Source organism: Dichelobacter nodosus (assembly GCF_001263335.1).
GTDB classification, from domain to species: Bacteria; Pseudomonadota; Gammaproteobacteria; order Cardiobacteriales; family Cardiobacteriaceae; genus Dichelobacter; species Dichelobacter nodosus.
This window is the reverse complement of the sequence record NZ_LGVW01000007.1, coordinates 1-3,648: the sequence shown is the minus strand read 5'-3', so window position 1 is coordinate 3,648 and position 3,648 is coordinate 1. Positions and strand designations below refer to the sequence as shown.

General features: G+C 46.8%; 5 protein-coding genes. All 5 read right to left on the bottom strand.

Annotated elements, in window-relative coordinates; all coding sequences use genetic code 11:
* Positions 1-1,074 (bottom strand): PBSX family phage terminase large subunit (locus AKG33_RS00620; protein WP_050707770.1); only part of this gene is annotated, 1,074 nt, incomplete at its 3' end.
* Positions 1,052-1,843 carry a hypothetical protein gene (locus AKG33_RS00615; protein ID WP_012031071.1) on the bottom strand — a complete coding sequence of 264 codons (792 nt, stop codon included), beginning with the start codon at positions 1,841-1,843 and terminating at the stop codon, positions 1,052-1,054. The genes AKG33_RS00620 and AKG33_RS00615, both read right to left, overlap by 23 nt.
* Complete coding sequence (locus tag AKG33_RS00610; protein WP_148188634.1) at positions 1,840-2,061, bottom strand: hypothetical protein; 222 nt, start codon at positions 2,059-2,061, stop codon at positions 1,840-1,842. The genes AKG33_RS00615 and AKG33_RS00610 overlap by 4 nt, the downstream gene beginning before the upstream one ends.
* Positions 2,048-2,323, bottom strand: coding sequence for a hypothetical protein (locus tag AKG33_RS00605; protein WP_012031069.1), 276 nt, complete (start codon positions 2,321-2,323; stop codon positions 2,048-2,050). The genes AKG33_RS00610 and AKG33_RS00605 overlap by 14 nt, the downstream gene beginning before the upstream one ends.
* On the bottom strand, positions 2,316-3,143 hold the full coding sequence (locus AKG33_RS00600; RefSeq protein ID WP_012031068.1) for a glycoside hydrolase family 108 protein: 828 nt from the start codon (positions 3,141-3,143) through the stop codon (positions 2,316-2,318). The genes AKG33_RS00605 and AKG33_RS00600 overlap by 8 nt, the downstream gene beginning before the upstream one ends.
* Positions 3,144-3,648 lie beyond the last annotated feature (505 nt).

The following is a 3,648-nucleotide window of genomic DNA, read 5'->3' as shown; positions in this document are numbered from 1 at the left end:
ACGCGGCGCGATAACAATATCATCAAGCCCGCGCAAAAAGCTGACGCCGTCTTCAATGCTGCCTTGCCATTTGCCGGCGGCACGCATTAATGGGAAGCCGTGGTTGCGGCAATGGCTAATTAATTCCGGACGAGCATCATCAGCGCGAATCACGTATTGCGCGCTGTTGGTGATGGTGCTCAATAATTGGGGCACGTCAACCGTTTCCACGTGCTCACCGTAGGCTTCTTCGGCAATGTATAAAACGCGCGCCGCTTCATCTAAATAACACCGCACGAGTACGGTCGGGTCGGAAGCAAAACCCCAGTCCACGCCGTGATAAATTGACCAGTGCGGCTCAATTGCAAAATCCGCAACGCGGTAACAGCCGGCTAATACTTGCGCGGCGCTGTGGCTGCGATAGGCGCCGTGCCAAATATGCTCGAATTCGCCCCACGCATTTTTATCACCGGCGGCGGCTTTTCTTTTGGCACGCTCGCGGTCGTCACGATATTCACGCCAAATTTCCTCAGAGGCGAACGGGTTATCGCGTAAGTTGACGGCAACGGTGATGCTGTTTTCGGGGCAGTCAACGCGTAAAAATTGGTCGATGGGGTCGGTTTTGAGTTGCGGATTCCAGCTCGCCCAAATTTCGCTGTTTTGTTTGCGAATGGTCGGGCGCAGTAAGGAAAGCGAACGCTTGGAAATGCTTTGAGCTTCTTCAATCCACGCACAATCAAAATCTTCTAAGGATTTGATACTGTCGGCGGTGTGGTCTTGCATACCTTGAAAAATCATTAAACCATTGCCGCCGCGGTTTAAAATTAAATCACGTTGAATATCAAAGGCGCTGCTTACGCCGAGCGCTTCAATTTTTGATTCCACTAAGGCTTTAACGCTGTGGCGCAATGATTTTTGGATTTCACGAATGCAAACCGTTTTCCGGTTGGGGTTGATAATATGCTCTTCAACGATGCGTTCTGCGAAAAAATGCGATTTACCGCCACCGCGTCCGCCGTAAGCGCCTTTATAACGTGCTGGTTTTAATAGCGGTAATGCCCAGCGCGGCGTTTTAATCTTGAGTATGCGTCCCATCGACAACGACCCGTTCAATGCGCGTGAGGCTTTCAACCCCGTTATTTTGAATGTTTACTTGGGTATCCGGCATTTTCCCCAGCCGCGCCTCGCGATGCGTTTTTAAAACGTCCATAATCGCCTTAGCTTCGGACGGGCGCTCAATATCATCAAGCATTTGCATGACTTTTTGCTCAACGGCTTGCATGTTCTTATCCGATTGCAAACGAAAAGCGACATTATCCGCGACGACTTGGTCAAAACATTGCCGCTCAACGGCGGAAAGTGTTCGTTCGGTTGTTCGCTCAACATTAACTAAATCGATGATTGCATTAGCTTTTAATTGTTCGGCTTGTTCGGTTTTGTTCGCTTGCCAATTCTCTTTTTTCGCTCGCGCGCTCACGGTTGATTTAGCTACACAATATTTGCGCGCAATATCCGAGACGCCCAAGCCGCCGATTTCATAATCGGCTTTTGCCATGAGCCATAGCTCGTCGGTTAATTTCGGCATAACTGTTTCCCTGCTGCTTTTTCGTATCTCATACAAACGGTCGATTTTGAGCGCCAAATCACGGATTTCAGCTTTGACTTCACCGCGTAAAATTGTATCGGCGGCGCGTAACGTGCTGTCGTTTTCTTTGCGCAATTCGGTTTCTGTTTCAAGACGCTGCTCAAGCAAACTAATGCGCTGCTCAAGTTTGGTGACATAAACGAATGCCGTCACAATCAAAGATGCGGTCGTTAAAATATGCCCAACCGATAAGGTCTTTTCAAACTGCCATTCGCTCACAATTCATTACCACAGTTAACTTTGAGCAACTCAATATATTCTTTTAAACGTAATTCGCGCTCTACTAAATTGTGGTACGTTTCATCGCTTAATAAACGCAATTCGGCGGCGCGGATTTTCGGCAACGTCGGCGGTACTGGGCACGGCGCGCGGTAACGATAAATGTCAGGCTGGCAGCCCAAACAGAACACCAGTAACGATAAACTAATCTTCTTCAAAATAATCACGCTTGCTTGATTGAATCGCTTGTTTGACGCGCGCGCGGCGTTGACGGTTACGATATACGGCTTTCGCTGTTTCATAAGCGTGTCGTTCCATGTCGCGATTTTCCTGTTCTAAACGCTGTTTTTCTTGTTTTAATTGCCGCCTTTTGTCCCGTTCTTCTTTAAAAGCCAGCATAAAAAAAGCCGCCACTATCATGGATAGGGCGGCAATGCGGCTAAGGACATATGCGGAAATCTGTTTGATGCGGTTAATCATGTTGTTTATCCCAAAACGCGGTATATATCACCGCTAAAAATGCGGCGAAAATACAAAGAAACCAAACAGCATCGGGCACGTTGCCAAGCGCCATGGTGATACTGTTTCTAAAATCGGCAATTTCAAGTAATTGTTCATTGAGCGCGCCCAAAGTAGATAACACGCCCGATATAGAAATGATGACGCGCTTGGAATGCGCTAAGGTTGCGCTGGTTTTTTGTGCGCCGTCGGCTTTTTCTGTGGCTAAAACCGACGCCGGAATATCTTTCGCGCCCATCGCTAACCCGATAGCGCGGTCTAAAACGCCGATATCGTCACTTTGATAGCCGGCGCGTTTGCCGATGACGCGCGTTGTCCAGCCGCGCTTAAAGGCATGCCAATTTTTAAGACGTTTGAGGAATGCCATGCGTTCCATGCAAAGCGCTTCAATTAAGGGTTCCACCGGCTGCTGTTTCAGCGCTTTCAGTGTTTGCGCGCCGATGATGCCGTCTGTGGGTACGCCCGCAATTTTTTGTATGGTTTTGGCAGCACGTCGCACGCCGCTGTGTACCGCGAAATCAAGCAGCGCATAATCAACGCCGGCAGGTAATAAATTAAACTGTATCTTTTGCGCGTATTCTTGCTCATAAATCGCGCGGACTTCGGTTTTAGAAATATTTTTAACGGGACGCTCGGCGATGCCACGGGCGGCTAAAAAGGCGCCATATGTTTTTTGCGTAATGCCGAAATTGGTGGCGCCACCTGTATCAGCGGGGTGATTAACATAACCACCTTCCGATAAAAGTATCCAATTCAGCGCGCGTTCAAAATTTGATTGCATGCCGCCTCCATTTGCGCATAAAAAAACCGCGCATAAAGCGCGGCGGATAAAAACAATAAAAAAGCGGCATTACAGCCGCTCAAACAAATCTGGAAAAATAAAATGATTAGAAAGAAATAAAAACAAAAAAAGCAAAGCAAAGAAAACTGGGATAATCAAAAACTTCATTTAAACTTAACCCAATTTGACGTTATTCTGATGGTTTACGGTTAACTTGTCAAGAGCGAGTGCGGATATTTTTGCATTAATTGATGACGCCGCCTTCGAAAAGGCACCAGCATATAAAGCAAATGCAGGGGTTCGCTACAAGGGTTTGATGTTAAGAAAACTTGTTTTTATATATTTAAAACAATGTGTTAAATATATAATATGATGCATGATGTGTCCTTTAAAGAGAGAAAAAGGGCGAAAAATGTGTTTTTAAACGGGGAAAATATACCGAACTGCGCGCAACAGTCACATTGATATTTATTAAAAATCCGCATATACTGCGCCGCGTCTTGTT

Excerpts from the sequence above, each read along its gene's own strand:
- AKG33_RS00600 (WP_012031068.1), bottom strand. The coding sequence starts at position 3,143 with ATGCAATCAAATTTTGAACGCGCGCTGAATTGGATACTTTTATCGGAA.
- AKG33_RS00605 (WP_012031069.1), bottom strand. The coding sequence starts at position 2,323 with ATGATTAACCGCATCAAACAGATTTCCGCATATGTCCTTAGCCGCATT.